Source organism: Hoeflea sp. BAL378 (genome assembly GCF_000759435.1).
Lineage (GTDB): Bacteria > Pseudomonadota > Alphaproteobacteria > Rhizobiales > Rhizobiaceae > Hoeflea.
Map to the genome: position 1 here is coordinate 1 of NZ_JRJG01000185.1, position 376 is coordinate 376.

General features: G+C 59.0%; 1 tRNA gene and 1 rRNA gene. Both read right to left on the bottom strand.

The window, feature by feature from the left end:
- Positions 1 to 4: 4 nt before the first annotated feature.
- Positions 5 to 81 (bottom strand) — tRNA-Met (locus tag LL06_RS24550).
- Positions 82 to 192: 111 nt separating this feature from the next.
- A 5S ribosomal RNA gene (gene rrf, locus LL06_RS24555) occupies positions 193 to 307 on the bottom strand.
- Positions 308 to 376: the final 69 nt, after the last annotated feature.

Below are 376 nucleotides of genomic sequence, written 5' to 3' on the forward strand. Positions count from 1 at the left end.
ATTTTGGTTGCGGGGGCAGGATTTGAACCTGCGACCTTCAGGTTATGAGCCTGACGAGCTACCGGGCTGCTCCACCCCGCGACATGCCTTGGAAGTGTCCAAGGCGGAAAGGCAAAACGGGCCGCGAGAGCGACCCGTGAGTGTGTCCTGAGTTCGTATTTGAGAAGATGATCGATATGTTGCGCTTTGCAGACCTGGCAGCGACCTACTCTCCCGCGTCTTAAGACGAAGTACCATCGGCGCTGGGGCGTTTCACGGCCGTGTTCGGAATGGGAACGGGTGCAGCCGCCCCGCCATGACCACCAGGTCGGCAAAGCGCAACATTGCATGTGGCGACACATGCAAGTTGATTGAGAAGCTGGCGGGCGGCTAACCC